The organism is Ruegeria sp. CDSA021 (assembly GCF_059612325.1).
On sequence record NZ_JBXWQJ010000042.1, the window covers coordinates 1 to 4,191 of the forward strand.

The following is a 4,191-nucleotide window of genomic DNA, read 5'->3' on the forward strand; positions in this document are numbered from 1 at the left end:
CATGGCGAGCATCGGCACTACACGGAACCGCACCCAAACTTCGAAGGTGCCTCGCCCTCATTCTTCAACCAGCACGTTGAGTTTCTTGCCGACGGTGTTCCAGAAGTTCTGCGCGCGACGCGGGAAGCACTGCGTCTGGGCGCATCGCAAATTAAGGTCATGGCTGGTGGAGGTGTGTCTTCCAGCGTAGACCCATTACACACGGTTCAATTCTTACCGGAAGAACTGGAAGCTGCTGTCAAAGCTGCGGCAGATTGGGATACCTACGTTCTGGTGCACGTCTACAACGACGAGAGCATTCTGCGGTCCATCGAGGCAGGTGTGCAGAGCATCGATCATGCACAATTGATGACCGAGGTGTCGGCGCAGGCGATCAAGGACGCAGATGTTTGGGTTGTGCCATTCTTCTCGCTTCTGGGGCTGGATGCCGAAACAGTCTCCAAGGCGCTTGGCCCGTTGGCAGCGCCCAAGTTCCTCGAGGTTCAGGGCGGAGCGAGAAACCAGATGCGGTTGCTGAAAGAATTCGGGATCGAAAAAGTCGCCTTTTCAACCGACATTATTGGGGATCCTGCGGCTCTCACCAAACAGAACGATGAGTTCAAGTACCGTCTCGAACAATGGTCATCCTACGAAGTTCTAATGCAAGCAACCTCTAAAGCCGGTGAATTGTTGGCCCTGTCAGGCAAACTCAACCCCTATCCCGAAGGCCCGCTCGGTGTGATTGCAGAAGGTGCGTATGCCGACATTCTACTGGTCGATGGAAACCCCGTCGAGGATGCCCTGATCATGACGGATTACGAGAACAACTTCGATCTGATCATGAAAAACGGCGTGATCTACAAGAACACGCTGGAATAAAAGGAAAGTGGGGTGGTCTATCTTTGATAACCCCACACGTCAGCCAAGAAACCTTCCCTGAAAGGAAAGACTGTGAAACATCTCAGCCTTGGCGTCTTTATGGCGATCTGTGGTTCAATTGTTGCTGCTGAAGATGCCGAAAGCATGCGTACGTTTTTGTTCATTGGCACGTCCAATAGCGCCGCTTGGGAAATGCAGATCGCCAATCCGGGGGATCGCGCAGTCTCGGTGAAGGGCGGGATCGAAGCGCTCGGTGGAGAGCTTTTGAGCTATTACTGGGGGCTTGGAAACGGGAAGAACTACATCACCGTTTCCCTGCCAGACGATCCAACCTTTATCCAGGCCTTCTATGTCAGCCGCCTCGGCGACGGCTTGTTGGATGACTACCAGATGATCGAATTGATGAGCAGCGCCGACATGGCTGTGGCACTGGAACGTGTTTCCGAAATAAAAGCTGTGGATGATGTAAAGTGATTGGAGGTTTGTCGCATCAGAGATCGTTCCTTCCATCACGACCGACCCTTGCCACCGCGTTATTGAGTGCCTTTGCACTATTTGCCGGTGCTGCTGACGCACAGGAAAATGCAGCACAGGCGAAACTGGAGGCCGCAGCCCAGATTTCGTTGGGTGGTCCGGGATCAGCCAGCGCACAGCAGGAGCAAGACAGGCTGCGCAGACTTGAAGACTCACGATGGCCCGGTTTGGACCGTGCCATTGATCCAGCCGAGACTGATTTGGGTCGATTTCGGGAAAACACCGGATTGGCGCTCAGCTTTGACTATCAAGCGCTATACCAGCGCAGCTCTCACAGCCTGACCGGGCAGGACGAATCTGCATCCGGTCAGCTTAGGATGATCGGGACGTGGGAATTGGCAAACCGGGGTGGCGAAAACCCGGGTAGCCTTGTCTTTATTCTGGAGAACCGACACCGGTTGGGCCAGTCCATTGCACCTTCAGCGCTGCCTGCGCAAATTGGATATCAAGGGGCAACTGCGGTCACGTTTGGGGACACAAACACTACCTTGTCGGTAGCTTACTGGCAACAAGCCTTCGCAAACGGACGCGGAGGAGTGGTGGCGGGTCGGATCGATCCGGGCGACTACTCCGACATTCTGGGTTACGTGAACCCAAGGACGACCTTTTCGAACTATTCAATCCTGTTCAGTCCTGTACTGCCAATCCCAGATCCAGGCTTTGGCGTTACCGTCGGCGGCTATCTGACGGATCAGATTTACGCGTTAGGGGTGGTCAGCGATGCCAATGGGTCTCTCACAGACATTGAGTGGTTTTCTGGGGGTAGCGAATTTTACAAATACGCCGAGATCGGCTGGACGCCCGAAAAATCAAAACGATTTCTGACAAACGTTCATCTGGGGATGTTTCACACGGATGCGCGCCAACAAGTTGGCGTACCGGAAACATATGGAGCCACACTTTCTGCCAACCATACATTCGACAACCAACTGATGATCTTCGGACGGCTGGGATGGTCCAATGGTGGTGGAGCGCTGGCCACGCGTGCAGTCAACGCAGGCTTGATGTGGCGACCTGGCACCTATGATGATCTCTTTGGCATTGCGGCCACTGTTGCCGACCTGACGTCACCAGGCTTGCCCGATCAAACGACACTTGAAGCTTTCTACCGTCTGGACCTGGCTGACAATCTGGCGTTGACGGCAGACGTGCAATACCTGAAAAATCCCGGATCAAACACGAACGACCCGCTGGTTTTAGGATTAAGACTGAGGGTCAATCTTTGATGCATGCCGGGTAACAAATTCCGTTCGGGCTTAATTTTGGCCAGAATGGCGGGGGCGGCAAGTGAGTGGGTCGCCCCCAACTTTTTCATAGTGGCAGACCTTTTCGGTCTCCTTATGATCTCTTCAGTCTTTATGTGGGAGCTTTAGTTTCATGGCGCGATACATCTACGGTTTGGTTATTTTGCTTTTTGCTGCGGCGGTATCGACGTCAAACGCTGTTCCAGCGTACGCACAGAACGCGGCGAGTGAACAGGAACCTGTTGAGGTACAGCAAGAAGATCTCTTAACTCAGGTTGCCGACAAATCGATTTCCGCTGGCGACCTGGAGATACTGCTTGTTCCGCTGACGACTGACGAGCTTTCGGAAATTGCTGTTACCTGGCAAGACCATGTCCGCAACCAACTTGAAGAAATTGCCCGTATCAATCTTAGCCTTCAGGCCGGAAACGAAGCGCAAGAAGATGACCTGAGATCACAACTGTCTTTAATAAACGATACCGGCACCGTAATTTTGGATAATTACACTCTGGTCTTGGATGAATGGGCCCTAAAGGGTGCTGCAGAAGAAGATCTGAAACCGCATACAGATTATCTCTTAGCGCTCAAAACTGGCGTTCTTAAAACAACGGATTTTCAGACGCTATTTAATAACGCTCTCCAATGGTTGGTTTCCTGGGAAGGAGGTGCTGGTCTTTTATTGGCTGGGTTGGGTGTTTTGGCTGCTGTTTGGGTCATGATGTTTGTCGCCAAAATGGTGCGTCGTTTAACTGAGCGCGGCCTTGAAAAGATACCTACAATTTCGCGGATGCTTAAGAAATTCATTGCGACCGCAGTGTTTTGGGCGGTCTTTATTCTCGGAATTCTGGTTGTGCTTGCCTTGTTTGGTGTGAACGTCACTCCTTTGTTTGCAATATTTGGTGGTTTGTCTTTCATTCTTGGCTTTGCGCTTCAGGAAACGCTGGGCAATCTCGCTAGCGGTTTGATGATCATGGTTTTAAAGCCATTCGATACCGGGGACTATATTCAGGTTGGCGGGTCATCTGGTTTTGTTGACGAGATGTCGGTCGTTTCGACAAAAATCCGAACCTTCGACAACCAGATCATCATTGTGCCGAATAGTAAGATCTGGGGTGACGTAATCACAAATGTCAACGCATCTGATGAGCGTCGCGTCGATCTGGTTTTTGGGATCGCGTATTCAGACAATGCTGCTCACGCAATCGATGTTCTGAAGGAATTGGTCGCAAGGCACGAATTATGCCTGAAATCGCCTGATCCAGAAATATTTGTTGGTGAGCTTGGCGACAATTCAGTCAATATCTTTTGTCGACCGTGGTCCAAGTCTGATGACTATTGGACTGTCTATTGGGACCTTACCGGACAAGCAAAGGAGCGGTTTGACCAAGAGGGGATATCAATACCGTTCCCGCAGCGCGATGTTCACCTGATCCCAGTGGAAGGAGCAAAGACATGAAAGCATTTGTAATCTGGATGATGTCTGTCCGTCGTCAGGGATTTTGGGACAGATGGCCGCCTGATCTAAGAGAGGGTCTGGCTCAACTGGTTGTTGTGA

At 51.7% G+C, this 4,191-nt stretch carries 4 protein-coding genes; all 4 read left to right on the forward strand.

The annotated features are described in order from the left end of the window. The coding region (locus tag AC2FLD_RS22305) for an amidohydrolase family protein (RefSeq protein ID WP_496674490.1) at nt 1-858 on the forward strand (858 nt) is incomplete at its 5' end. A 72-nt stretch (nt 859-930) separates the two neighbouring features. Beyond that, on the forward strand, nt 931-1,332 hold the full coding sequence (locus AC2FLD_RS22310; protein ID WP_496674492.1) for a hypothetical protein: 402 nt from the start codon (nt 931-933) through the stop codon (nt 1,330-1,332). After that, nucleotides 1,329-2,618, forward strand: coding sequence for a carbohydrate porin (locus AC2FLD_RS22315; RefSeq protein WP_496674495.1), 1,290 nt, complete (start codon nt 1,329-1,331; stop codon nt 2,616-2,618). Before AC2FLD_RS22310 ends, AC2FLD_RS22315 begins: the two co-directional genes overlap by 4 nt. Before the next feature lie 151 nt (nt 2,619-2,769). Beyond that, nucleotides 2,770-4,092 (forward strand): mechanosensitive ion channel family protein, encoded by a 1,323-nt coding sequence (locus AC2FLD_RS22320; protein ID WP_496674498.1) that lies wholly within the window; start codon nt 2,770-2,772, stop codon nt 4,090-4,092. The last annotated feature ends 99 nt before the right edge of the window (nt 4,093-4,191 follow it).